At 60.8% G+C, this 22,639-nt stretch carries 26 protein-coding genes; 12 read left to right on the top strand and 14 right to left on the bottom strand.

What is annotated here, in order from left to right; genetic code table 11:
* Position 1: 1 nt before the first annotated feature.
* The gene (locus tag CKW38_RS23535) at positions 2-793 is read right to left on the bottom strand and encodes a YfaP family protein (RefSeq protein WP_007910916.1); all 792 of its coding nucleotides are present in this window, start codon (positions 791-793) and stop codon (positions 2-4) included.
* A 278-nt stretch (positions 794-1,071) separates the two neighbouring features.
* Between CKW38_RS23535 and CKW38_RS23530 the strand changes: the two genes are divergently transcribed.
* From CKW38_RS23530 to CKW38_RS23510, 5 genes are all read left to right on the top strand, one after another.
* A complete protein-coding gene (locus tag CKW38_RS23530; protein WP_095114007.1) occupies positions 1,072-2,217 on the top strand; it encodes a Fic family protein in 1,146 nt (381 codons plus the stop codon).
* A gap of 112 nt (positions 2,218-2,329) precedes the next feature.
* On the top strand, positions 2,330-2,572 hold the full coding sequence (locus CKW38_RS23525) for an exodeoxyribonuclease VII small subunit (RefSeq protein ID WP_003228627.1): 243 nt from the start codon (positions 2,330-2,332) through the stop codon (positions 2,570-2,572).
* Positions 2,569-3,456: a (2E,6E)-farnesyl diphosphate synthase gene (ispA, locus tag CKW38_RS23520; protein ID WP_095114006.1), complete on the top strand. Its 888-nt coding sequence runs from the start codon at positions 2,569-2,571 to the stop codon at positions 3,454-3,456. Before CKW38_RS23525 ends, ispA begins: the two co-directional genes overlap by 4 nt.
* A gap of 91 nt (positions 3,457-3,547) precedes the next feature.
* Positions 3,548-5,446 (top strand): 1-deoxy-D-xylulose-5-phosphate synthase, encoded by a 1,899-nt coding sequence (gene dxs, locus CKW38_RS23515; RefSeq protein ID WP_095114005.1) that lies wholly within the window; start codon positions 3,548-3,550, stop codon positions 5,444-5,446.
* Between the two features lie 139 nt (positions 5,447-5,585).
* Positions 5,586-7,472: a TonB-dependent receptor domain-containing protein gene (locus tag CKW38_RS23510; protein WP_095114004.1), complete on the top strand. Its 1,887-nt coding sequence runs from the start codon at positions 5,586-5,588 to the stop codon at positions 7,470-7,472.
* 114 nt (positions 7,473-7,586) lie between these two features.
* Here CKW38_RS23510 and CKW38_RS23505 read toward each other — a convergent pair whose 3' ends face one another.
* The 12 genes from CKW38_RS23505 to nrdR all read right to left on the bottom strand — a co-directional run bounded on the left by CKW38_RS23505 (position 7,587) and on the right by nrdR (position 16,417).
* Positions 7,587-8,387 carry a cobalamin-binding protein gene (locus tag CKW38_RS23505; protein WP_095114003.1) on the bottom strand — a complete coding sequence of 267 codons (801 nt, stop codon included), beginning with the start codon at positions 8,385-8,387 and terminating at the stop codon, positions 7,587-7,589.
* Positions 8,387-8,806: an MFS transporter gene (locus CKW38_RS23500; protein WP_095114002.1), complete on the bottom strand. Its 420-nt coding sequence runs from the start codon at positions 8,804-8,806 to the stop codon at positions 8,387-8,389. The genes CKW38_RS23505 and CKW38_RS23500 overlap by 1 nt, the downstream gene beginning before the upstream one ends.
* Positions 8,803-9,420: a GTP cyclohydrolase II gene (ribA, locus tag CKW38_RS23495; protein ID WP_016984117.1), complete on the bottom strand. Its 618-nt coding sequence runs from the start codon at positions 9,418-9,420 to the stop codon at positions 8,803-8,805. The genes CKW38_RS23500 and ribA overlap by 4 nt, the downstream gene beginning before the upstream one ends.
* A gap of 221 nt (positions 9,421-9,641) precedes the next feature.
* A complete protein-coding gene (locus tag CKW38_RS23490; protein ID WP_095114001.1) occupies positions 9,642-10,394 on the bottom strand; it encodes an ABC transporter substrate-binding protein in 753 nt (250 codons plus the stop codon).
* A 37-nt stretch (positions 10,395-10,431) separates the two neighbouring features.
* Positions 10,432-10,935 (bottom strand): phosphatidylglycerophosphatase A, encoded by a 504-nt coding sequence (locus CKW38_RS23485; protein ID WP_007910933.1) that lies wholly within the window; start codon positions 10,933-10,935, stop codon positions 10,432-10,434.
* Entirely contained in the window at positions 10,932-11,897 is a 966-nt protein-coding gene (gene thiL, locus CKW38_RS23480; protein WP_095114000.1) for a thiamine-phosphate kinase, read from the bottom strand. Before thiL ends, CKW38_RS23485 begins: the two co-directional genes overlap by 4 nt.
* 27 nt (positions 11,898-11,924) lie before the next feature.
* A complete protein-coding gene (gene nusB, locus CKW38_RS23475) occupies positions 11,925-12,425 on the bottom strand; it encodes a transcription antitermination factor NusB (protein ID WP_007910937.1) in 501 nt (166 codons plus the stop codon).
* Positions 12,422-12,898 (bottom strand): 6,7-dimethyl-8-ribityllumazine synthase, encoded by a 477-nt coding sequence (gene ribE / locus CKW38_RS23470; protein WP_003228649.1) that lies wholly within the window; start codon positions 12,896-12,898, stop codon positions 12,422-12,424. The genes nusB and ribE overlap by 4 nt, the downstream gene beginning before the upstream one ends.
* A 91-nt stretch (positions 12,899-12,989) precedes the next feature.
* The gene (ribBA, locus tag CKW38_RS23465) at positions 12,990-14,081 is read right to left on the bottom strand and encodes a bifunctional 3,4-dihydroxy-2-butanone-4-phosphate synthase/GTP cyclohydrolase II (RefSeq protein ID WP_007910939.1); all 1,092 of its coding nucleotides are present in this window, start codon (positions 14,079-14,081) and stop codon (positions 12,990-12,992) included.
* A 16-nt stretch (positions 14,082-14,097) separates the two neighbouring features.
* Entirely contained in the window at positions 14,098-14,775 is a 678-nt protein-coding gene (locus CKW38_RS23460) for a riboflavin synthase (RefSeq protein WP_007910941.1), read from the bottom strand.
* Between the two features lie 47 nt (positions 14,776-14,822).
* Positions 14,823-15,956, bottom strand: coding sequence for a bifunctional diaminohydroxyphosphoribosylaminopyrimidine deaminase/5-amino-6-(5-phosphoribosylamino)uracil reductase RibD (gene ribD / locus CKW38_RS23455; RefSeq protein WP_095113999.1), 1,134 nt, complete (start codon positions 15,954-15,956; stop codon positions 14,823-14,825).
* Positions 15,953-16,417 (bottom strand): transcriptional regulator NrdR, encoded by a 465-nt coding sequence (gene nrdR / locus CKW38_RS23450; protein ID WP_007910946.1) that lies wholly within the window; start codon positions 16,415-16,417, stop codon positions 15,953-15,955. Before nrdR ends, ribD begins: the two co-directional genes overlap by 4 nt.
* A 128-nt stretch (positions 16,418-16,545) precedes the next feature.
* On the opposite strand from nrdR, the gene CKW38_RS23445 reads away from it, so the two are divergent.
* The 3 genes from CKW38_RS23445 to trxA all read left to right on the top strand — a co-directional run bounded on the left by CKW38_RS23445 (position 16,546) and on the right by trxA (position 18,689).
* Entirely contained in the window at positions 16,546-17,010 is a 465-nt protein-coding gene (locus tag CKW38_RS23445; protein WP_095114091.1) for a YbaY family lipoprotein, read from the top strand.
* On the top strand, positions 17,007-17,672 hold the full coding sequence (locus CKW38_RS23440) for a methyltransferase (protein WP_095113998.1): 666 nt from the start codon (positions 17,007-17,009) through the stop codon (positions 17,670-17,672). Before CKW38_RS23445 ends, CKW38_RS23440 begins: the two co-directional genes overlap by 4 nt.
* Before the next feature lie 144 nt (positions 17,673-17,816).
* Positions 17,817-18,689: a thioredoxin gene (gene trxA, locus CKW38_RS23435; RefSeq protein ID WP_095113997.1), complete on the top strand. Its 873-nt coding sequence runs from the start codon at positions 17,817-17,819 to the stop codon at positions 18,687-18,689.
* 88 nt (positions 18,690-18,777) lie between these two features.
* On the opposite strand, the gene CKW38_RS23430 is transcribed toward trxA, so the two are convergent.
* A complete protein-coding gene (locus CKW38_RS23430) occupies positions 18,778-19,137 on the bottom strand; it encodes a hypothetical protein (protein WP_095113996.1) in 360 nt (119 codons plus the stop codon).
* Between the two features lie 135 nt (positions 19,138-19,272).
* On the opposite strand from CKW38_RS23430, the gene CKW38_RS23425 reads away from it, so the two are divergent.
* The 4 genes from CKW38_RS23425 to CKW38_RS23410 all read left to right on the top strand — a co-directional run bounded on the left by CKW38_RS23425 (position 19,273) and on the right by CKW38_RS23410 (position 22,519).
* The gene (locus CKW38_RS23425) at positions 19,273-19,872 is read left to right on the top strand and encodes a DUF2796 domain-containing protein (RefSeq protein WP_007910957.1); all 600 of its coding nucleotides are present in this window, start codon (positions 19,273-19,275) and stop codon (positions 19,870-19,872) included.
* Positions 19,873-20,011: 139 nt separating this feature from the next.
* The gene (locus CKW38_RS23420; protein ID WP_095113995.1) at positions 20,012-20,722 is read left to right on the top strand and encodes an ABC transporter ATP-binding protein; all 711 of its coding nucleotides are present in this window, start codon (positions 20,012-20,014) and stop codon (positions 20,720-20,722) included.
* A 1-nt stretch (position 20,723) separates the two neighbouring features.
* Positions 20,724-21,989: an ABC transporter permease gene (locus tag CKW38_RS23415; RefSeq protein WP_095113994.1), complete on the top strand. Its 1,266-nt coding sequence runs from the start codon at positions 20,724-20,726 to the stop codon at positions 21,987-21,989.
* 11 nt (positions 21,990-22,000) lie between these two features.
* On the top strand, positions 22,001-22,519 hold the full coding sequence (locus tag CKW38_RS23410) for a DUF3299 domain-containing protein (RefSeq protein ID WP_095114090.1): 519 nt from the start codon (positions 22,001-22,003) through the stop codon (positions 22,517-22,519).
* The last annotated feature ends 120 nt before the right edge of the window (positions 22,520-22,639 follow it).

Raw genomic sequence — 22,639 nt, 5'->3', positions numbered from 1 at the left:
CTTAATAGTTGAAAGTCTTGACCAGCAGCAGATCACCGATTGCCCGCAGGGGCACGATGAACGTTTCGCGTTTTTCGTCGACGGTGTTTTCGTTGAGCACCAGCGTGATTTGCGAGGTGATTACCTCGTTCTGGTTGCTGGTCTCCTCGAAGTTATAGCCGCCGTTGCCGAAGTTGCCCCAATAGTTGACGTAAACCAGATAGGTGCCGTGCAACGGCGCGGTCATGGTGAACATTTCCGGGCCGGGGCCATCAACGCCATCCGGGTCAAGACCGCCGCCATTGCTCAGCGCTGGCCGAGCCCAGAACGCATGCTGACCGTCGGGCGTGACAATGTGCAGATCGAGCTCGGCTTTCGGATCGTCCCAGCCCAAGACAAGACGAATCCGCGCCGGCGTGCGCAAATTGTTTGCTTCATAAAATTGCACACGCTTGAGCGACTGGCCTTCGGCGCTGATCACTTCGACGCTGTTGGAGCCAGCGCCGAACGCGTACGGCCGGGCAAAACGGCCCTGGTCGTCGGTGTACAGATTCAGTGGATTGCCATTCACCGCGAGACTGTGCGGCGGGCGCATATGGCCGATGGCCTTGAGCTGGCCCTGGATCATCGTGCGATTGCGCTGGATGCCGCGATCGATCGGCGGCGTCGGGTAGGCGACTTGCGGGTTTTCCGTGCGATCGAGCAAGCCGTGATAGCGCCAGCCACCCACCGGCTCCGATACCTCGGCCGTCGGCGCCGCCAGCAGCGCGGGCGCGCAGGCCAGGCCGATCAGCAGCCAAAGAAATGAACGCATGTAATGCCTCCTGCCATGCCTGAACGAAACCTTGCACCCGATCCTCGGTACTTCACAGCGGTGAAAACTGCGTTTCGTCTGAAAGACCCGTGACTAAGGGGTCGTAGAAGGCGCGAAGATTAGCGATTCGGCGGTTTTTTAACAATCGGATACATGTGCTATTGCTGTAGGAATCAAGCCAATCCGGTGGACGGTGAGCCGAATAGGCGTCATATTCGGCTCACAAAATGAGCCGAATAGCATTTCTATTCGGCTCACGGACTCAAGGCAGGCAACGAATGGCAACTTACTGGATCTGGCAGCAGCCCGATTGGCCCTACTTCAACTGGCAGGCGGAACGCCTGGCACCGTTGTTGCGCGAGTGTGTACAGGCCCAAGGTCAGTTGATGGGGATGGCCGGTTCAGTAGGTGACTCTTTGGGGGCTCAGACCGAACTGGACGCCCTTTTGCAGAATATCGTGACGTCTTCGGCCATCGAAGGAGAGCAACTGAATGTCGGCTCCGTGCGGTCATCGTTGGCGCTACGTTTGGGCCTGGAGTTGATCGACGGCGATAAAGTCAGCCAACGCAGTGAAGGTCTGGCGCAGCTTATGCTGGATGTCACCCGTCGATTTGCCGAACCGTTGACGCTGGAACGCCTTCTGGAATGGCACCAATGGCTGTTTCCCGATCAAGAGGCTGACCTTACTGCACGCCGCATGCATGTGGGTGCACTACGCGGTGACGAGCCTATGCAGGTGGTATCGGGTCGCATTGATCGTCCAACGGTTCATTTCGAGGCGCCACCTCGCCAAGGTATTGAGCAGCAGCTCGACCAATTTCTCCAATGGTTCGAGGCCAGCCAGCATCAGACAGCACTGGACCCGATGCTTCGTGCGGGCATCGCCCATTTCTGGTTCGTCACCTTGCATCCGTTCGACGATGGCAACGGCCGTCTGACCCGCACCATCACTGATCTGGCGCTGGCACAGGGCGAAGCGCAAGCCATCCGTTTCTACGCCATGTCGGCGAGCATTCTGGATGATCGGTCCGGCTACTATCGGATTCTTGAATCGAGTCAAAAAGCCACACTGGACATCACTGAATGGCTTACATGGTTCCTGCAAACCTTGCTACGCAGTCTGCAACAAGCCATCACCCGCATTGAAAGCGTGCTGGGCAAGACGCGTTTCTGGCAGGCACACCGCGAGTCCGAACTTTCGGCGGAGCAGGTCAAAGCGCTCAATCGTCTGCTCGACGGCGGCGAGCGGGGCTTTGAGCACGGCATCAGTGCCGGGCAATATCAAGCGGTGGCGAAAGTGTCGAAGGCCACAGCAACCCGACACCTTGCGGAGTTGCTGGAGAAAGGTTGCCTGCAACGCTTGCCGGGTGGGGGGCGTAGCACCCGCTATCAGATCAACTATCCCGACAGAGCTACACATTAATCTCACCCAGCACAGAGCCATTTCTGTCCTTGGGAGCCGGCCCGCTCATTTGCCCATAACCCCCCTATCTGCTAGTGTCGCGCCGGTTTAACGTCAACCGGAAATCGCCGCCATGGCCCGCAAAAAAGCTGCACTGGATTTCGAACAGTCCCTCGCCGACCTGCAAACATTGGTCGAGCGTCTGGAGAACGGTGAATTGTCGCTGGAAGACTCGCTGACCGCTTTCGAGCAGGGCATCGGTCTGACCCGTGACTGCCAGGCAGCGCTGGCGCAAGCCGAGCAGAAGGTGCAGGTGCTGCTGGAGCGCGATGGCGAACTCGCCGAGGAACCCTTCGACGCGGAACAGCCAGAATGATTGCAGCGTATACGGCGACCAGTCAGACCCGGGTTAACGCAGCGCTGGAAACCCTGTTCAACGCACCGTTGCCGGAGTTGGCGCGGCTTTACGAAGCCATGCGCTACAGCGTGATGAACGGCGGCAAACGCGTGCGACCGTTGCTGGCCTACGCGGCGTGCGAAGCGCTCGGTGGCAAGGCTGAGCAAGCCAACGGTGCGGCCTGCGCGGTTGAGCTGATCCACGCCTACTCGCTGGTTCACGATGATTTGCCGGCGATGGACGACGACGATCTGCGTCGCGGCCAGCCGACCACTCACAAAAAATTCGATGAAGCCTGCGCGATCCTGGCCGGTGACGGTTTGCAGAGTCTGGCGTTCAGCGCCCTGCTCGACCCGCGCCTGAGCGATTGCAGCAGCGACATCCGCCTGCAAATGGTCACCGCACTCGCCCAGGCTGCGGGCCCGGCAGGCATGGTCGGCGGTCAGGCGATCGACCTTGGATCGGTCGGCCTCAAGCTCGATCAGAAAGCCCTCGAGCAGATGCACCGGCACAAGACCGGCGCGCTGATCGAAGTCAGCGTCAAACTCGGCGCTCTGGCCAGCGGCCGTGCCGAGCAGGATGAACTCCGTGCCCTGCAGACTTATGCACAGGCCATCGGCCTGGCCTTTCAGGTGCAGGACGACATTCTCGACGTCGAAAGCGATACCGCCACCCTCGGCAAACGCCAGGGCGCCGACATTGCCCGTGACAAGCCGACCTACCCGGCGCTGCTCGGTCTCGACGCCGCCAAGGCATACGCCCTGGAACTGCGCGATCAGGCCCTGCACGCCCTGCGACCGTTTGACGCGGCCGCCGAGCCGTTGCGCGAGCTGGCCCGGTATATCGTCGAGCGGCGTCACTGATCAGCAATCGGTCAAAAAAGACCAACGCGTGGGCAGGGGGCGATGCATCAGGTAAACTGCCGCATCTTCTATACCTATAACGATTCGCCTGATGCCCACGACGTTTCATGAGATTCCCCGCAAGCGCCCGACCACGCCCCTGCTCGACCGCGCGAATACGCCGGACGGCCTGCGCCGGTTAGGCGAAGCCGAGCTGGAAACCCTGGCCGATGAGTTGCGCCTGGAATTGCTTTACACGGTCGGCCAGACCGGTGGGCATTTCGGTGCAGGCCTGGGCGTGATCGAGCTGACCATCGCGTTGCATTACGTCTTCGACACGCCGGACGACCGGTTGGTGTGGGACGTGGGTCATCAGGCGTATCCGCACAAGATCCTTACCGGTCGCCGTGAGCGCATGGAATCGCTGCGCCAGAAGGACGGCATTGCAGCCTTCCCGCGTCGCGCCGAGAGCGAGTACGACACCTTCGGCGTCGGCCACTCCAGCACTTCGATCAGCGCTGCACTGGGCATGGCCATCGCCGCCCGCCTGCAGAACAGTGATCGCAAGGCAATCGCGGTGATTGGCGACGGCGCACTGACCGCCGGCATGGCTTTCGAGGCGCTGAACCACGCGCCGGAAGTCAACGCCAACATGCTGGTGATCCTCAACGACAACGATATGTCGATCTCGCGCAATGTCGGCGGTCTGTCGAATTATCTGGCGAAGATCCTTTCCAGCCGCACTTACGCGAGCATGCGTGAGGGCAGCAAGAAAGTCCTGTCGCGCCTGCCCGGCGCTTGGGAAATCGCTCGTCGCACCGAAGAATACGCCAAGGGCATGCTGGTCCCCGGCACGCTATTCGAAGAGCTGGGCTGGAACTACATCGGCCCGATCGACGGCCACGACCTGCCAACGCTGATCGCCACGCTACGTAACATGCGTGACCTCAAAGGCCCGCAGTTCCTGCACATCGTCACCAAGAAAGGCAAAGGCTTCGCCCCGGCGGAAGTCGACCCGATCGGTTACCACGCCATCACCAAACTCGAACCACTGGACGCTCCGGCCGCCGCGCCGAAGAAGGCCAGCGGGCCGAAATACTCAGCGGTGTTTGGCGAGTGGCTGTGCGACATGGCTGCCGTCGATCCACGTCTGGTCGGGATTACCCCGGCGATGAAGGAAGGCTCGGATCTGGTGGCGTTCAGCGAACGCTTCCCACTGCGCTATTTCGACGTGGCGATTGCCGAACAACACGCCGTGACGTTCGCTGCCGGTATGGCCTGCGAAGGCGCAAAACCGGTGGTGGCGATCTACTCGACATTCCTGCAACGTGGTTACGACCAGTTGGTACATGACGTCGCGGTGCAGAACCTCGACGTGCTGTTCGCCATCGACCGCGCCGGTCTGGTCGGCGAAGACGGCCCGACACACGCCGGCAGCTTCGATCTGTCGTACCTGCGCTGCATCCCGGGCATGGTCATCATGACCCCGAGCGATGAAAACGAACTGCGTAAAATGCTCACCACCGGCCACCTGTACAACGGTCCGGCGGCTGTGCGTTACCCCCGCGGCAATGGCCCGAATGCGGCCATCGACAAAGATCTTGAGCCGATTGAAATCGGTAAAGGCATCGTCCGTCGTCAGGGCAGCAAAGTCGCCTTGCTGGTGTTCGGTGTGCAACTGGCCGAAGCGCTGAAAGTCGCTGAAAAAATCGATGCCACTGTGGTCGACATGCGTTTCGTCAAACCGCTGGATGAAGCGCTGGTGCGCGAGATTGCCGACAGCCACGAATTGCTGGTGACCATCGAGGAGAACGCGATCATGGGCGGCGCCGGTGGCGCGGTCAGCGAGTTCCTCGCGCGCGAGAATATTCTCAAGTCGATGCTGCATCTGGGCTTGCCGGATATCTACGTCGAGCACGCCAAGCCTGCGCAGATGCTGGCCGAGTGCGGGCTGGATGAGGCCGGGATCGAAGCGTCGATTCGTGAGCGTCTGGCCTTACTCGACAAATAAACGCATTACCCTTGTGGGAGCGAGCCTGCTCGCGAAAGCGGACTGTCAGTCAATACATTGCTGACTGATACACCGCATTCGCGGGCAGGCTCGCTCCCACATTTGATTTGTGTACATCTGAAACACCAGTGGACTGTCCATGAAACTCTCGCGCCTCGCCCTGCCCTTCTTCCTGCTGCCGACCGCCAACGCCCTCGCCGACACCTTCGAACGTGATCAAGCATTGAAGCTGCCGGACATGCTGATCTCCGCCAACCGCCAGGTCGAAGCCCGCAACGACAGCAGCGCCGCCAACACGGTATTCACCCGTGAAGACATCGACCGCCTGCAACCGAGCGATGTGCCGGACCTGCTGCGGCGCGTTCCCGGTGTGCAAGTGGCGCAGGCCGGCGGGCGCGGCAGTCTGCCAGGGATCTACATTCGCGGCACGCAGTCGGCGCAGAGTCTGGTGCTGGTCGACGGCCAGCGCATTGGCAGTTCGACGTCCGGCGACAGCAACCTGCAGCATCTGAACATCGAGCAGATCGAGCGGGTGGAAGTGCTGCGCGGTTCGCGTTCGGTGATTTACGGCAGCGACGCGATTGGCGGGGTGATCCAGATCTTCACCCGCCGCGGTACCGAGCAGGGTTTGCAGCCACGGATGCACGTTGGTTTCGGCAGCAACCAGACGTGGGAGCGTAGTCTCGGCTTGTCCGGCGGCGATGACAAAACCCGTTTCAACCTCGGCGCCAGCCTGGATGAAACCGCCGGAATTGACCGCACTCACGAGTCGTATCCAAGTGATGGCGATCATGACGCTTACCGCAATAAATCCGTCAGCCTGAGCCTCAGCCATGCGCTGACCGATGACATCGAAGTCGGCGCCAATCTGCTGGATAACCGGGGCAAGGGCGAGTTCGACAACCCGTTCGGCCGCTTCGACATGAACACTTTCGAATCGGTCCAACAGCAGCCCTACAGCGATTTCAACGTCAGCAGTGTCAGCAGTTACGTCGATGCCCGGGTCAACGAAATCTGGAAAACCCGCGTCGAGTTCGGCCATACCGAGAACCGCGAGAAGACCCTCGACAAGCTCAGCGACGAACGCACGGTGTTCAACACCTACCGCGACTCGGTGAACTGGCAGAACGACCTGACACTGGACGCACGCAACAGCCTGATCCTCGGCGGCGACTGGTACGAAGACCGCGTCAACAGCAGCACCGCATTCGACGAAGACAGTCGCTGGAACCGCGCCGCATTCATCCAGCATCGTTATCAGGCCGACAGCTTCTCCACCGAACTGGGTCTGCGTCACGACGATAACCAGCAGTTCGGTAGCCAGAACACTTGGAGCGGCACCTTCACATTGCCGCTGAACCCGGACAACGATCTGTTGCTGAGCTACAGCGAAGGTTTCCGCGCGCCGACCTTCAACGACTTGTACTACCCGGACTTCAGCAATCCGGATCTGAAACCGGAAACCTCGAAAAGCTACGAGCTGCAATGGCGCAGTCAGTTAAGCGACAGCAGCCGCCTGGAAGCGTCGATTTACCGTACCGACCTGGAAGACGCGATCATCTTCGGCAGCAACTCACGTCCGGAGAACGTCGCTTCGGCGCGAATCAACGGCTTTGAAGCAGCGCTGAAACAGGAACTGTTCGGCTGGCAGAGCAACCTCGGCGTGGCGATCATCGATCCGCGTGATCGCGATACCGGGCACACCTTGGCACGGCGTGCGCGGCGGACGTTGAGTTGGGATCTGGATCGACAGTTTGATCAGGTCAGCCTCGGCGCCAGTTGGCAGGCGGTCAGCAGCAGTTATGACGACCTGAAAAATGAGCAGGCGCTGGGTGGCTATGCGCTGTTCGGCTTGCGCAGCAGTTGGGCGCTGAACCGCGAGATCAAGCTGGATCTGAAGGTCGATAACCTTTTCGACAAAGGCTACAGCCGGGCGAATTACAGCTACGACGGCAGCCAGTATGGTTATCGCGAGGAAGGTCGGGTGTGGATGTTTGGTGTCACCTGGACTCCCGAAATCCACTGAAACCCCCTGTAGGAGCTGCCGAAGGCTGCGATCTTTTGATCTTGATCTTCGGCGATTCCGACTCAGTCAAACAGCAAAATCAAAAGATCGCAGCCTTCGGCAGCTCCTACAGGGTTACCTGTCCGGCGCGATCAATTGGCAGAGTTTGGCGGTAGCGCTGATCATTTGGCCACTTGGGCGCTCAAGGCCTTTGTCGGTGACCAACAGCAATTTCCCCTGTTTGACCGCGACTACTTGCGACCACGACTTCCAGGCATTCAACTGCGCCTGATCCCCCGCCAGAATCACCTCTGGATCGCGCTGCAACACCGCCTCAATACTCACCTGCGGCGCCGGCAGACTCAAATCAGCGAACACATTGCGCGCCCCGCACACTTCCAGCGCATCACTGATGATTTGCCCGCCACCGACGGTGTACAGCGGTTTGTCCCAGACCTGATAGAAGACCCGCAACGGCAGGTCCCGGCGATAGCGCTGGCGCAACTCCGTGAGTTGTTGGCGCAACGCCGCCGCCCGTATCACCCCACGTTCAGGTCGCCCCAATTGCGTGGCTATGGCTTCTATCTGGGTAGTGAGTTGCTCGAAGGAATGCGGCTCGGCGACGAAGGTCGGGATACCCAGACGGTTCAATTGATCGCGCTGCCCCGGGCCGACACTCCCGGGCCACAGCAACAACAAATCAGGCTGGAGGCTCAGCAGCTGTTCCATATCGAGTTGGCCATAGCGGCCGACAGAGGGGACGTTGGCAATTTCAGCAGGACGCTCCCCGGCATCGAGCACGCCGACCAGCAGGTCAGCCGAATCCAGCTCAACGACAATTTCAGAAAGCGACGGTGCGAGGCTGACCACCCGCAGTTGCGCCAGCGCAGGGCCACTGACGGCCAGCAGCAGAAGCGCCAGCCACAGACGACGCATCAGCCGAGTTGACGCGGGATACGGTAGAGATAAAACAGTACCGCCGTGGACAACGCCAGCAACATCAACGGTACGGCTTCAAGACCAACAAACACCGCCAGTGCGCCGATCCACGCTGGCAAAGCTGCCGCGAGAAAAGCCGCACGACGACGGGCTGCGAGGGCAATCCACGCGGCCGGTTCATCCGGGGTATCGAGGGCTTTTTGCGTGGCGATCAGCGCATGTTTATAGCGACCGAAAAACTTCAGGCTGACAAACATCGACGCGACGCCGGCAATGAAAAAGGGCATCGCCAGTACTGGCAGAAGCCCTTCGCCCTGACCAAACAGCGCGTTGAGCACGAACAACGGCACCAGCGCCAGCGCGAGGTATTTCCACCAATCGACCGACAATCGGCGCCGCACCTGACCGCGAGTCACGCGCGATCAACCTCGCCCTGATGCTCATTGCCCATCATGTGGTCGAGCTTGCTGGCCTTGGTCGCCAGGTAGAGCTTGTTGTGCGGGTTGTGGCCGGTGTGCAGCGGCACGCGCTCGGCGACGGTGATGCCCATGTCGGTCAAGGCTTTGACCTTGCGCGGGTTGTTGGTCATCAGGCGCAGGGATTTCACGCCCAGATGCTCGAGCATCGGCAGGCACATGGCGTAGTCGCGCTGGTCGGCGGCAAAGCCCAGACGTTCGTTGGCTTCAACGGTGTCGGCGCCGCCGTCCTGCAACTCGTAAGCACGGATCTTGTTCAGCAGACCAATGCCGCGACCTTCCTGACGCAGGTAGAGCAACACGCCACGGCCTTCACGGGCGATGGCTTTGAGGGCGCCTTCGAGTTGCGAGCCGCAGTCGCAGCGCTGGCTGAACAAGGCGTCGCCGGTCAGGCATTCGGAGTGCAAACGGCCGAGTACCGGGGCACCGTCGGCAATTTCACCCAGGCTCAGCACGACGTGCTCACGGCCGGTGGCTTCATCGAGAAAACCGTGCATGGTGAATTGCGCAAAAGGCGTTGGCAGCTTGGAAGCGGCGACAAAGACGACAGGCACCGGTGTGCTCCTGATCTAAAGAGTCTGAAAATTCGCAGGCCGGCATTGTAACAGCAGGTTCCTACCGGCGCTTAGGCTGAATTATCGGGCATAACGATCAAAAAGTTTGATAACTACCCGGTCGACATGGATCCCTGTAGGAGCTGTCGAGTGAAACGAGGCTGCGATCTTTTGATCTGGTTTTAGAATCAAGATCAAAAGATCGCAGCGTGCCGCAGCTCCTACAGGGGATTCGTCGCGCCCCTAGTGAAGGGATACGGCTGCTGCCACTTCTCAAAGATCGGCTTCAACTCGCCGCTCTTCACCAACTGCTCCATACGCTGGTCAAACAGCGCCATCAGCGCCCGTGCCTGTGGCGTGTCGGCAAAGCCGAGGAACAGCGGCAGCTCGGCCAGGTGCGAATAGCGATACTGTGCCGGATCGGCTGCGGTTTTCACCACCGCTTCAATCTCGGTCAGCGCATCGATGTAGTAATCCGCCCGCCCCTGCTTGAGCATCGACAGAATCCCGGTGCGACGCTCGATCTGGTTGTAGCGCTTGATGTTGGGCAAGTAGTTTTCGTAGCGATAACCGCGCACCCAGGCCAGTCGATACTTGCCCAGCGTCGCCTGGGTCGGCACCGGATTGCTCGCCAGGCCCAACGCGTAGATGTGGTCGGAATCGAAATTCCAGCGCGGATACAACACCTGCTCGGCTTCGTCGCGATAGGAACCGACCAGCGCGTCGACTTCCTTCAACTGCACCAGCCCGACCGAACGGGTGTAAGGCACGCTGCGGATATCGAGCTTGACCCCAGCCGGCTCGAACACCTTGCGTAGCACGTCCCAGCCTAGGCCATGGCCATCAGCGGCGGTGTAGTCTTCCCAGTCTTCACTGACCAGATGGATGACCGTCGGCGTCGGCGCGGCGTCCTGCGCACCGGCCACGGTGCTCAGCAAAGCCAAAACCACTAGCGCCAACCAGCGTCGAGCCATCCCTAGTCCCCTCACTTGCCCCTGATATCCCTTGGAATCAGGCGAAAATCCACACCAGACCCTGCATCGCCAGCCAGGCGAACACACCGGCCAGTACGTCGTCGAGCATGATCCCTACACCACCGTGGACATGCCGGTCGATCCAGCGAATCGGCCATGGCTTGAGAATGTCGAAGAAACGGAACACCAGAAAACCCGCGAGCAACCAGTACCAGCCTTCCGGCACCAGCCACAGGGTGATCCACATGCCGACCATTTCGTCCCAGACGATGCCTTCGTGGTCGTGGACCCGCAGATCGTCAGCCACTTTGCCGCACAGCCAGAAGCCGAACAGCATGGTGATCCCGAGCATCAGCCAGTAACCCCAGTCGGGCAGCATCTGCCACAACGGGATAAAGGGTAGCGCAACCAGCGAGCCCCACGTGCCCGGCGCCTTGGGCAAGGTGCCGGAACCGAAGCCGAACGCAAGAAAATGCCAGGGATTGCGCCAGACCGACGGCGGAACGAATTCGGCCGGAACCTGTTTCGGGTGATCTGTCACGGTGTCTCCTGAAAATGTTGATAACCCCGAATTTTCGGGGTGATGTCGTGCCCTTCGCGATCCAGCAGAACCACGCCCTGACCTTCTGATACGCGACCGATCACATGGATCGGCCAGCCATTGGCCAGCAGCGACGGCAACTCGACGGACGGTAGCGTAAACGCCAGCACGTAATCATCGCCACCGCTCAGCGCGGCACGCTCGGCGCCGCGCTGACCGAGAAACGCTACTAATGCATCCGACAGCGGTACGCGCTCGCGTTCAATCTCAAGTCGCACCTGCGACGCCAGCGCAATGTGGCCACAGTCGGCGAGCAAGCCGTCGGAGATGTCCAGTGCCGAGGTGGCTTTGCCACGCAGGGCCTGGCCGAGGGCCAGTTGCGGTTGTGGCGACCAGTAATGATCGAGCAGCGGTTGGGCGATGTGTGCTTCGGCCTCACGCTGACCGAGCACCAGTGGCAAGGCGCCGGCCGCATTGCCCAGCTCACCACCGACACATAACAAGTCGCCCGGTTGCGCGCCGCTGCGAGTCAGCGCCTGACCCGCAGGCACACGACCAAACACGGTTACCGTCAGGCTCAACGGTCCACGCGTGGTATCGCCGCCCACCAGCGCAACGCCGCAGCTCTGCGCCATGCGGTTCAAACCGTGGGCATAGGCTTGCAGCCAATCGGCGGTCACCGTCGGTACAGTCAGGGCAAGGGTAAAGGCAACGGGCGCGGCGCCCATGGCGGCCAGATCGCTGACCGCAACGGCCAGCGAGCGCTGACCGAGCAGAAACGGATCGCAGGGGTCGGCAAAATGCACGCCGGCCACCAGCGTATCGGTGGAGATCGCCAGCTGTTCCCCAGGGGGAACAGCGAGCAAGGCGCAGTCATCGCCGATTCCCAGAGCAACGCCTTCGCCGCCCTGCGCACAAGGCGCGGCGGCGAAGAAATTGCGGATCAGCTCAAACTCGCCCATGGCTGAGACAAAGGATTCAAGCGCCGATCAGCGCTTGAACGCCTTCACTTCAGCTTCACGCAGGCGCGGGGCCAGCTTGTCGAGTACGCCGTTGACGAACTTGTGGCCGTCGGTCGAACCGAAGACTTTCGCCAGCTCGATACCTTCGTTGATCACCACGCGGTACGGCACATCAACGCGCTTGAGCAGCTCCCAGGTCGACAGGCGCAGAACGGCCAGTTCAACCGGGTCGAGCTCTTCGATCGCCAGATCCAGGCAAGGCGTCAGAGCGGTGTCGATTTCAGTCTTGAACTGCGGAACCCCGTGGAGGATTTCGCGGAAGTAAGCACCGTCGACATCGGTGAAATCGTTATCAACGCGAAACTGCGCTTCGATCTCGTTCAGCGATTGCCGGGCCATGTGCCACTGGTACAGCGCTTGAGTCGCGAGCTGACGGGCTTCGCGACGCTTGACGCTTTTCGAGGGCTTGCCGGCATCCGCAGGTTTCGGATCGCGCGGGTTGAAACGATCGCTTTCGTCGCTAATCACTTGGCCTCCAACTGCGCCAGCAGGCTGACCATTTCCAGAGCGGACAGGGCAGCTTCGGCACCTTTGTTACCGGCCTTGGTGCCGGAACGTTCGATGGCTTGCTCGATGGAATCAACGGTCAGGACGCCGAAAGCAACCGGAACGCCGAACTCCATGGAGACCTGGGCCAGACCCTTGGTGCACTCGCCTGCCACGTATTCGAAGTGCGGGGTGCCGCCACGAATGACCGCGCCCAGCGCAATGATTGCAGCGAACTCGCCTTTCTGGGCGACTTTCTGCGCAACCAGCGGGATTTCGAAGGCGCCAGGTGCGCGGATGATGGTGATGTCGCTTTCGCTCACGCCGTGGCGAACCAGGGCATCAACTGCACCGCTGACCAGGCTTTCAACGACGAAGCTGTTGAAGCGGCCCACTACCAAAGCGTAGCGGCCTTTAGGGGCGATGAAGGTACCTTCGATGGTCTTCAGGGTCATTCGTCAGTTCTCTTAAAGAGCCGGGACGCGTCTGCTACGCGTCCCTCAGTGATTTATTTGCCGCGAATTCGGGTCCGGAAACAACCGGTCATTATTCGGAGGGCACGTATTCTACAACTTCCAGATCGAAACCGGATATCGCATTAAATTTCATTGGTGCAGACATCAAACGCATTTTGCGCACACCGAGGTCGCGCAGGATCTGCGAACCGGCACCGACGATGCTGTAAGTCGTCGGTTTTTTCGGCGCGGCCTGATCGCCGGTTTCACGGATATGTGCCAGCAGCACGTCGCCGTCGAGCGGGTGACCGAGCAACAGCACCACACCGCTGCCCGCCTCGGCAACCGCAGCCATGGCGGCGCGCAGGCTCCAGCGGCCCGGTTGCTTGACCATCAACAGGTCGCGCAGCGGATCCATGTTGTGCACGCGAACCAGCGTTGGTTCTTCGGCGCAAACAGTGCCCAGGGTCAGCGCCATGTGCACGTCGCCCTCCACGGAATCACGATAGGTCACCAGGTTGAATTGGCCCAGTTCGCTGTCCAGTGGCTGCTCGGCAATCCGCTGAACGGTACGTTCGTGGATCATCCGGTAGTGAATCAGGTCGGCGATGGTGCCGATCTTGATGTTGTGTTCAGCGGCAAACTCTTCGAGTTCGGCACGTCGAGACATGGTGCCGTCGTCGTTCATCACTTCGCAGATCACGCCACTTGGCTCGAAACCGGCCATGCGCGCCAGGTCGCAAGCGGCTTCGGTATGGCCGGCGCGAGCGAGGGTGCCGCCGGCCTGCGCCATCAGCGGGAAGATGTGGCCCGGGCTGACGATGTCTTCAGCCTTGGCATCCTTGGCGGCAGCCGCTTGCACGGTGCGCGCACGATCAGCGGCGGAGATGCCGGTGGTCACGCCCTCGGCGGCTTCGATCGAAACGGTGAACTTGGTACCGAAACCGGAACCGTTGCGTGGCGCCATCAGTGGCAGCTTCAACAGTTCGCAGCGCTCGCGGCTCATCGGCATGCAGATCAGGCCACGGGCGTGCTTGGCCATGAAATTGATGTGCTCGGCCTGGCAGCATTCGGCGGCCATGATCAGGTCGCCTTCGTTCTCGCGGTCTTCGTCATCCATGAGGATGACCATCTTGCCTTGGCGGATGTCTTCAACCAGTTCTTCGATGCTATTGAGCGCCACAAGGCACCCCCTTCAGTCAGGATTTGAGATAGCCGTTGGCGGCCAGAAAGCTTTCGGTGATGGTGCCGCCAGGCTTTTGTGACGAGCCCGATTCTGCAGCCTTGTCGCCAAGCAGAAGGCGCTCCAGATAGCGCGCCAGCAAATCGACCTCCAGATTCACCCGGCGACCCGGCGTGTACGACGCCATAATGGTTTCGCTCAGGGTGTGCGGAATGATCGTCAGCATGAACTCGGCGCCATCGACGGCGTTCACGGTCAGGCTGGTGCCGTCGACGGTGATCGAGCCTTTATGGGCGATGTACTTGGCTAATTCTTTCGGCGCGCGGATGCGAAATTCCACGGCGCGGGCGTTGTCGCTGCGCGAGACGATTTCGCCGACGCCGTCGACGTGACCGCTGACCAGATGCCCGCCGAGACGGGTGGTCGGGGTCAGGGCTTTTTCCAGATTGACCGGGCTGCCGCTTTTCAGGTCATTCATGGCGGTGCAGTCAAGTGTTTCACGGCTGACGTCGGCGGCAAAGCCGTCGCCCGGCAGCTCAACGGCAGTCAGGCAAACGCCGTTGACTGCGATGCTGTCGCCGAGTTTGACGTCGCTCAGGTCGAGCTTGCCGGTGGCGACGTGGACCCGCACATCACCGCCCTTTGGGGTCAGTGCGCGGATACTGCCGATGGATTCGATGATGCCGGTAAACATGGGGTTCTCCTTGAGAACTGAGCCAGCGCTAACGCGATGGCCGGGAATTATACGCTCGCCGGTCGAGCAGGGATGGCAGTGACTCGCCAGTCATCGCCCACCGCACGAATTTCAGTGATTTTCAGCTCGGGAGCGTCCTTCATATAGGCCAACGGCCAGTCGAGCAGCGGACGCGCCGAAGAACCGAGGAACTTGCCGGCGATGAAGATCACGAATTCGTCGACCAGACCAAGCTGAGCAAAAGCGCCGGCCAGACGCGGGCCGGCTTCAACCAGCACCTCATTGACGCCACGGTTGGCCAGTTCAATCAGCAACTGATGCAGATCGACCTGACCGTCATCACCCGGCACGATCAGGCACTCGGGGCCGTGAGCGTATTGCTCTTCGATCGCGACACAGGTGGCGACCAACGCCGGGCCGGCCTTGAAGAACGGCGCATCCAGCGGCACCCGCAGGCGGCCATCGATCAGCACGCGCAGTGGTGGACGGCTCATGGCCAATGCGGTTTGTTCGGCATCCAGACCCAACTCGTCGGCCCGCACAGTCAACCGCGCGCCATCGGCCAGCACTGTGTCGGCGCCGGTCAGCACCACGGCGGCCTGAGCGCGCAAACGCTGGACTGCCGAACGAGCAGCAGGACCGGTGATCCATTGACTCTCGCCGCTCTCCATTGCCGTGCGACCATCGAGGCTCATGGCCAACTTGACCCGCACGAACGGCAAGCCGTGTTCCATGCGTTTCAGAAAACCTTGATTGAGCTTGCGCGCTTCGGCTTCGAGCACACCGCTTTCAGTGGCGATGCCGGCATCGGTCAAGCGCTGCAAACCACGCCCAGCCACTTGTGGATTCGGATCACGCATCGCTGCGACCACGCGGCCTACGCCAGCATTCACCAGCGCATCGGCACACGGCGGTGTGCGGCCATGGTGGCTGCACGGTTCGAGAGTTACATAAGCGGTCGCGCCCCGGGCAAGCTCACCGGCGGCGCGCAGGGCATGGACTTCGGCGTGCCGTTCGCCGGCGCGTTCATGCCAGCCTTCGCCGACAATCTGCCCGTCACGCACCACCACGCAGCCAACCCGAGGATTGGGGTGAGTGGTGTAGTGACCTTTGCGCGCCAGTTCCAGCGCGCGCGCCATGAAGTGGGCGTCGAGGATGGCCTGCTCGGCGGCGGTGGTCATTCTTTCACCGGTTCGCGGGCGAGGCGGTCGATTTCTTCGCGGAACTCGTTGAGGTCCTGAAAGCGCTTGTACACCGAAGCGAAACGGATGTAGGCAACTTCATCAAGCTTTTGCAACTCGGCCATGACCAGTTCGCCGACCACGAGGGATTTGACCTCGCGCTCGCCGGTGGCGCGCAGCTTGTGCTTGATGTGAACCAGAGAGGATTCGAGGCGCTCGACGCTCACCGGACGTTTCTCCAGCGCGCGTTGCATGCCGGCGCGGAGTTTTTCTTCGTCGAACGGTTGGCGGCTGCCATCGGTTTTGATCAGGCGCGGCAACACCAGTTCGGCCGTCTCGAACGTCGTGAAACGTTCGCCGCAGGCCAGGCATTCACGCCGGCGGCGCACCTGTTCGCCCTCGGCGACCAGACGCGAGTCGATGACCTTGGTGTCGTTGGCACCGCAGAAGGGACAGTGCATGGTGGCTGGCAACAAAAAAAGGGAGGGCCATGGTAGCGCATCCCGGTGGCAAGACAAGCCATAGGCTTTGCGGTATACAGAACGGCATGATCGTTTGATCCATGGATTTCATTTTGCCGGAGCATCCAATGCCGTTACGTCCGCTCGTTTTGCTCAGTCTTTTCAGCCTGCTGGTGGCCTGTGGCAGCGATGCACCCAAGCCTCAGCCGCCAACGCCAGGCCCGGCGCCGCAGCAAGCGCAGAAAAAAGCCAAAGAGGCTGCCGAACTTGGCCCGCTGCCGGCCTATCAACGCGAACTGAGCGGCACCCTGCAAGGCGTGCCGGCCGGTGCCGAAGTGGAATTGGCGCTGCTGGTGATCGACGAAAAGGATCGCCCGCAACAATTGCTCGCCAGTTCCAGCCTGATCGGCAACAACCAGATCCTGCCATTCCGCCTGCGCTTCAACCCGGATGCTTTTCCGGCCGGTGCGCGGGTCGAGCTGCGTGGCCGCGCCAGCCAGTCCGGCCAGCTGATCCTGCATTTGCCGTCGCAAACCATCAGCCAGCCAACCACTCACGCGTTGGGCCAACTGCAATTTGTCAAAGCACCATGAATGCACCGCTCGACCTGCAACAGGCGCTGGGTGAATTGCTCGGCGACGCCAGACTCAAGGTCTGTGCCTTGCCCGACACTGATTTGCAGTTGTGGCTGATCGATGGCGACAACATGGATCGCGAATTCAGCCAGGAAGAAATTCAGCGAATTCTGCACGAGCCACCGTACTGGGGTTTCTGCTGGGCCAGCGGTCTGGCAGTGGCGCGCTATCTGGCGGAGTTTCCCGAGTGGGTGCGCGGCAAGCGTGTGCTGGATTTCGGCGCAGGTTCCGGGATTGCCGGGATTGCGGCGGTGAAAGCCGGGGCTCTGGAGGTGGTGGCGTGCGATCTCGATCCGCTGGCGATTTCCGCCTGCCGGGCGAATGCCGCGTTGAATGATGTCGAGATGGGTTATTCGACGGATTTTTTTGCCGAAGCCGATCGCTTTGATCTGATTCTGGTGGCGGATGTGTTGTATGACCGGGCGAATCTGCCGTTGCTCGATGCGTTTTTGAGCCGTGGGCGAGAGGCGTTGGTGGCGGATTCGCGGGTCAGGGATTTTCGCCATCCGTTGTATGAGCGCATTGAAATGCTTGAGGCGTTGACCTTGCCGGATCTGGCGGAGCCTGAGGAATTTCGGCATGTCAGCCTGTACCACGCGCGGCGTGATTGGAATCGTTAAAAGATCGCAGCCTTCGGCAGCTCCTACAGTGATCGGCTTTGTCGTCCATATTGCGGGCGGACGCTGAACCTGGAGCTGCCGAAGGCTGCGATCTTTTGCGCCACCGCTTATAGTGCGTTCATTAACGCTTTGACGAGATCCCCCATGAGCGAGCAAACGCCATACATCTTCGACGCCACGACGGCCGATTTCGACCAGTCGGTGATCGAGGCTTCCTTCAACAAACCGGTGCTGGTGGATTTCTGGGCCGAATGGTGCGCGCCGTGCAAGGCGCTGATGCCGATGCTGCAAAGCATTGCCGAGAGCTATCAGGGCGAGTTGCTGCTGGCCAAGGTCAACTGCGACATCGAGCAGGACATCGTCGCCCGCTTCGGTATTCGCAGCCTGCCAACCGTGGTGCTGTTCAAGGACGGTCAACCGGTCGACGGTTTTGCCGGTGCGCAACCGGAATCCGCCGTGCGTGCCTTGCTTGAGCCGCACGTGCAAATGCCGCCACCGGCCGCGGCCGATCCGTTCGAGCAGGCTCAGACATTGTTCGATGACGGTCGTTACGCCGACGCCGAAGCGGCGCTGGTGGTGATGCTCACCGAAGACAACACTAACGCCAAGGCGCTAATCCTCTACGCGCGCTGCCTGACTGAACGCGGCGAGCTGGACGAAGCGCAAACCGTGCTGGATGCGGTCAAGAGTGATGAGCACAAAGCCGCACTGGCCGGCGCCAAGGCGCAGATCAAATTCCTTGGCCTGGCGCGTGATCTGCCGGATGCCGCCGACCTGAAAGCGCGCCTGGCGAAAGATCCGCAGGACGATGAAGCGGTGTATCAACTGGCGATTCAGCAACTGGCGCGTCAGCAGTACGACGCGGCGCTGGATGCACTACTGAAGCTGTTCATCCGCAACCGCAACTATGGCGAAGGTCTGCCGCACAAAACCTTGCTGCAGGTGTTCGAGTTGCTGGGCAATGATCATCCGCTGGTGACGGTGTATCGCCGCAAGATGTTTGCTGCGCTTTATTAAGATCAAAAGATCGCAGCCTGCGGCAGCTCCTACATTGGGATCGTGTACACCCTTGTAGGAGCTGCCGCAGGCTGCGATCTTTTGCAACTCACTCGATCCAGCTGTAGAGCGGTGTATCCCCGCCGCTCACCACTTTCACGTCCGAGCTATGGCGCAAACGCACCAGCAAGCGCTTGCCCGCTGCCGCGCTGCCGGTCAGCCCTTCCAGCTGATCGAGCAGATCCGGCCCGCTCAGTTGCCCGGCCTTGCGCAACAGGTCCTTGGCGACCTGCCACAAGGCATCGTCCTGATTCAGCGGTTTCGCCGCCGGGGCTGATGCGACCGCCTCAGATTGAGCGACCGGCGCCTGCCCATTCAGCGCTGAACCGAGCTTCGCCCAATCGCCGTCATCCAATTCCACCGTCAAGTCCACCGGCACTTCGCCGACGGTTCCGCGTATCCGCAACATTGAGTTCGCTCCTGCACTTTTCTGACCTGCATGCTCCCACGGGACTTGTGCAACGCCAAGCGCACGGGCAAACTCTGCGCACTTTCGTTATAAGATTACATAACAAACTCTTCACTTTACTTCCCGGAGACCGCCATGCGTCGTCTGCTGCTCGCTTTGCCGTTTGCCCTGTTGCCGCTGGCCATCGCCCATGCTGCCGATGAGCATGACCACGATCACGACCATGAACACGGCAGCCTCGGCGCGCATGAACACGGCGTCGGTCGATTGAACGCGGCGCTCGATGGTCAAACCCTGGAGCTTGAGCTGGAAAGCCCGGCGATGAACCTCGTCGGTTTCGAACACGTCGCCACCAGCGATGCCGACAAGGCCAAAGTCGCTGCCGCCCGCGCGCAACTGGAAAAACCGCTGGCCCTGTTCAGCCTGCCCGCCGCTGCCGGTTGCAAAGTGGTCAGTCAGGAACTGGAAAGCCCGTTGTTCGGCGACAAGCCGGATGCCGATGATCATGACGACGATGAAGCGGACAAGGACGGCCACGAGCATCACCACGACCACAGCGAAATCCACGCGCACTATCAGTTCAACTGCGCCACACCGGGCGCGCTGAAGACCCTCGATCTGGCGAACGTCTTCAAGACCTTCCCGGCGACGCAGAAAATTCAGGTACAACTGATCAGCGCCAGCGGCCAGCAAGGTACCGAAGTGACGGCCAAGGCTGCAGCCCTGAAATTCTGATCACACCGTAAATCCCCTGTAGGAGCTGTCGAGTGAAACGAGGCTGCGATCTTTTGATTGTAAAAAACCAAGATCAAAAGATCGCAGCCTTCGGCAGCTCCTGCAGGGGGAAATGTGTTCACCTCATGAAACTGGTGCCATGACCCAAGCACTCATCGAACTGTCCGACCTGGGCTTCAACTGGCCCGGTCACCCACCGCTGCTGGACATCCCGGCGTTTCGCCTGGAAGCCGGCGAAACCCTGTTCCTCAAAGGCCCCAGCGGCAGCGGCAAGACCACCCTGCTCGGTTTGCTCGGCGGCGTGCAGAAACCCGGTCGCGGCAGTATTCGCCTGCTCGGCCAGGAGCTTACCGAACTCTCCGCCGGCGCTCGCGATACCTTCCGTGTCGATCACACCGGCTACATCTTCCAGCAGTTCAACTTGCTGCCGTATCTCTCGGTGCGCGAGAACGTTGAGCTGCCGTGCCACTTCTCGAAACTGCGTGCGCAGCGGGCGAAACAGCGCCACGGCAGCGTCGATCAAGCCGCCGCCACCCTGCTCGCGCACTTGGGTTTGAAGGACGAAAGTCTCCTCAGCCGTCGCGCTGACTCACTGTCAATCGGTCAGCAACAACGGGTCGCTGCCGCGCGTGCCTTGATCGGTCAGCCAGAGCTGTTGATCGCCGACGAACCGACCTCGGCGCTGGATTACGACGCCCGGGAAAACTTCATTCGCCTGTTGTTCGCCGAATGCCGCGAGGCCGGTTCCAGTTTGCTGTTCGTCAGCCACGACCAGAGCCTGGCGCCGCTGTTCGACCGTCACCTGTCCCTGGCCGAACTCAATCGCGCCGCCACGTCTGCCGAGGTCTGAGATGTATCTGTTTCGTCTGGCCATGGCCAGCCTGGCCAACCGCCGCTTTACCGCCCTGCTCACTGCATTCGCTATCGCCCTGTCGGTGTGCCTGCTGCTCGCCGTCGAGCGGGTGCGCACCGAAGCCAAAGCCAGTTTCGCCAGCACCATCAGCGGTACCGACCTGATTGTCGGCGCGCGTTCGGGCTCGGTGAATCTGTTGCTGTACTCGGTATTCCGCATCGGCAACGCCACCAACAACATTCGCTGGGACAGCTTCGAACACTTCGCCAATAACCCGAAAGTGAAGTGGGCAATCCCGATGTCCCTCGGCGACTCCCATCGCGGGTACCGGGTGATGGGTACCACCGAAGCCTATTTCGACCATTACCAGTACGGTCGCCAGCAACACCTGGCACTGGCCGACGGCCGCGCGTTTGCGACGGACCCGTTTGAAGTGGTGCTGGGTGCCGAGGTCGCAGATGCGCTGCATTACAAGCTCGGTGACAAACTGGTGCTGGCCCACGGCGTGGCCGCGATCAGTCTGGTCAAGCACGACGACAAACCGTTCACCGTGGTCGGCATTCTCAAGCGCACCGGCACCCCGGTCGATCGCACCTTGCACATCAGCCTCGGCGGCATGGAGGCGATTCACATCGACTGGCATAACGGCGTACCGGCGCGAGGTAACGGCCGAATCAGCGCCGATCAGGCACGCAACATGGACCTGACGCCGCAAGCGATCACCGCGTTTATGCTCGGCCTCAACAGCAAGATTTCCACGTTTGCGCTGCAACGCGAGATCAATGAATTCCGTGGCGAACCGATGCTGGCGATTCTGCCGGGCGTGGCGTTGCAAGAGTTGTGGAGCCTGATGAGTACCGCTGAAAAAGCGCTGTTCGTGGTCTCGTTGTTTGTGGTGTTGACCGGGTTGATCGGCATGCTCACAGCGATTCTCACCAGCCTCAACGAGCGTCGCCGCGAGATGGCGATTCTGCGTTCGGTCGGGGCGCGGCCGTGGCATATCGCGAGTCTGCTGGTGCTCGAGGCGTTTGCCCTGGCGCTGACCGGAGTGATTGCCGGCGTTGCGTTGTTGTACATCGGTATCGCCGCTGCGCAGGGTTATGTACAGGCCAATTACGGTTTGTACCTGCCGCTGGCGTGGCCCAGCGAGTATGAATGGACGCTGCTCGGTGGCATTCTGGCGGCCGCGCTGCTGATGGGCAGCGTGCCGGCCTGGCGCGCTTATCACCAATCCCTGGCCGATGGCCTGTCGATCCGTTTATGAGGATGTTCACCATGCCCCGCGCTGCACTCGCGCTGCTGTTGCTGATCGCCCTGCCCGTGTGGGCAGCAGCGCCGAAAGACCTGACGTGGTCGGAAATGATTCCACCGGACGCCGCGCCGGAAGTGCCGAACATGACGCCGCTGCACGACCTGTCGAAGATGGGCGATGCGTTGTCTGCCGAGTCCGCGCCAGCGGCGAAGCAGGACCTGCCGGACGCGCCGGTGGTGCAATCACTCGACGGGCAGAACATTCGTTTGCCGGGCTACATCGTGCCTCTGGAAGTCAATGAAGAAGGACGCACCACGGACTTTTTGCTGGTGCCGTATTTCGGCGCCTGCATCCACGTGCCGCCACCGCCGTCGAACCAGATTGTGCATGTGAAAAGCGAGTTGGGCGTGAAGCTCGATGAGCTGTATCAGCCGTATTGGGTCGAGGGACCGTTGCAGGTCAAGGCGTCGAGCAGCGAACTGGCGGATGCCGGGTATCAGATGGATGCCGACAAGATTTATGTGTATGAGCTGCCGGAGTGAATCCCGATAATTTTATGCTGTTTGTAAGGGCCCCATCGCTGGCAAGCCAGCTCCCACGGGGATCGAGTCGTTCACATATTTCGTGAACACCAACGGAACCTGTGGGAGCTGGCTTGCCAG

This window comes from Pseudomonas sp. Irchel 3H7 (assembly GCF_900187605.1).
Lineage (GTDB): Bacteria > Pseudomonadota > Gammaproteobacteria > Pseudomonadales > Pseudomonadaceae > Aquipseudomonas.
The sequence above is the reverse complement of the archived record's forward strand: the minus strand, read 5'-3'. Positions and strand labels throughout refer to the sequence as shown.

Bases quoted from the DNA above. Each gene is read 5' to 3' on its own strand.
- CKW38_RS23425 (WP_007910957.1), top strand. From the start codon at position 19,273: ATGCGTCGTCTGCTGCTCGCTTTGCCGTTTGCCCTGTTGCCGCTGGCC.
- CKW38_RS23460 (WP_007910941.1), bottom strand. From the start codon at position 14,775: ATGTTTACCGGCATCATCGAATCCATCGGCAGTATCCGCGCACTGACC.
- CKW38_RS23525 (WP_003228627.1), top strand. From the start codon at position 2,330: ATGGCCCGCAAAAAAGCTGCACTGGATTTCGAACAGTCCCTCGCCGAC.
- ribD (WP_095113999.1), bottom strand. From the start codon at position 15,956: ATGACCACCGCCGCCGAGCAGGCCATCCTCGACGCCCACTTCATGGCG.
- CKW38_RS23420 (WP_095113995.1), top strand. From the start codon at position 20,012: ATGACCCAAGCACTCATCGAACTGTCCGACCTGGGCTTCAACTGGCCC.
- ribE (WP_003228649.1), bottom strand. From the start codon at position 12,898: ATGACCCTGAAGACCATCGAAGGTACCTTCATCGCCCCTAAAGGCCGC.
- CKW38_RS23505 (WP_095114003.1), bottom strand. From the start codon at position 8,387: ATGCGTCGTCTGTGGCTGGCGCTTCTGCTGCTGGCCGTCAGTGGCCCT.
- CKW38_RS23415 (WP_095113994.1), top strand. From the start codon at position 20,724: ATGTATCTGTTTCGTCTGGCCATGGCCAGCCTGGCCAACCGCCGCTTT.
- CKW38_RS23445 (WP_095114091.1), top strand. From the start codon at position 16,546: ATGCCGTTACGTCCGCTCGTTTTGCTCAGTCTTTTCAGCCTGCTGGTG.
- CKW38_RS23490 (WP_095114001.1), bottom strand. From the start codon at position 10,394: ATGGCTCGACGCTGGTTGGCGCTAGTGGTTTTGGCTTTGCTGAGCACC.
- CKW38_RS23510 (WP_095114004.1), top strand. From the start codon at position 5,586: ATGAAACTCTCGCGCCTCGCCCTGCCCTTCTTCCTGCTGCCGACCGCC.
- CKW38_RS23530 (WP_095114007.1), top strand. From the start codon at position 1,072: ATGGCAACTTACTGGATCTGGCAGCAGCCCGATTGGCCCTACTTCAAC.
- CKW38_RS23410 (WP_095114090.1), top strand. From the start codon at position 22,001: ATGCCCCGCGCTGCACTCGCGCTGCTGTTGCTGATCGCCCTGCCCGTG.
- thiL (WP_095114000.1), bottom strand. From the start codon at position 11,897: ATGGGCGAGTTTGAGCTGATCCGCAATTTCTTCGCCGCCGCGCCTTGT.
- nrdR (WP_007910946.1), bottom strand. From the start codon at position 16,417: ATGCACTGTCCCTTCTGCGGTGCCAACGACACCAAGGTCATCGACTCG.
- trxA (WP_095113997.1), top strand. From the start codon at position 17,817: ATGAGCGAGCAAACGCCATACATCTTCGACGCCACGACGGCCGATTTC.
- ispA (WP_095114006.1), top strand. From the start codon at position 2,569: ATGATTGCAGCGTATACGGCGACCAGTCAGACCCGGGTTAACGCAGCG.
- dxs (WP_095114005.1), top strand. From the start codon at position 3,548: ATGCCCACGACGTTTCATGAGATTCCCCGCAAGCGCCCGACCACGCCC.
- CKW38_RS23535 (WP_007910916.1), bottom strand. From the start codon at position 793: ATGCGTTCATTTCTTTGGCTGCTGATCGGCCTGGCCTGCGCGCCCGCG.
- CKW38_RS23440 (WP_095113998.1), top strand. From the start codon at position 17,007: ATGAATGCACCGCTCGACCTGCAACAGGCGCTGGGTGAATTGCTCGGC.
- CKW38_RS23430 (WP_095113996.1), bottom strand. From the start codon at position 19,137: ATGTTGCGGATACGCGGAACCGTCGGCGAAGTGCCGGTGGACTTGACG.